Raw genomic sequence first — 546 nt, forward strand, 5'->3', positions numbered from 1 at the left:
CGCCCTGCGCTGGTGCAGCGTAGGATTTGGTGGTCTCGCCTGCCGCGAAGGTCAGGGTGGCACCGGTGCTCAGGGTCACGGTGAACGGCTTGTCCAACGCCTTGTTCAGGCTGATGGTGAAGGTCGGTTCGGTCGCTTCGTTGACCGACACCTGATCGGCGGTGATGCTGACTTTGACCAGGGCGCCTTCGCCAGATGGCTCATCGGTGACTTCGGTGCTGACTTTGGTTGCGCCCAGTTCGAGCTGCTCGAACTGATCGGCGCCTTTGCCGGCGACGTCGGTCAGCCCCTGAGTGATGGTCCCCGGATCGTTGACGTAGACGTTGTCCGGCGCAGTCACGGTGGTGCTGCCGACCGATTCACCGGCCTTGATGGTCACAGTGGTGCCATCAGTCAGGGTGAAGGTCAGGCCTTTGTGATTGGTGACTGGCAGGGTTGGATCTGCGCTGACCAGGGTCACGGTGTAGGTGATCTTGCCGCCTTCGGTGACGGTGGTGTTATCCACAGTCAGCTCGGCAGTGACCGGGCTCTGGGTATCGGTGACGG

1 protein-coding gene is annotated in these 546 nt (G+C 62.1%); it reads right to left on the reverse strand.

Annotated features, from left to right (window positions below; translation table 11 throughout):
- A partial coding sequence (locus HP546_RS31010; RefSeq protein WP_172233875.1) for an immunoglobulin-like domain-containing protein occupies nucleotides 1-546 on the reverse strand: 546 nt, incomplete at both ends.

The sequence above is a fragment of the Pseudomonas sp. CM25 genome, assembly GCF_013179705.1.
Taxonomy (GTDB): domain Bacteria; phylum Pseudomonadota; class Gammaproteobacteria; order Pseudomonadales; family Pseudomonadaceae; genus Aquipseudomonas.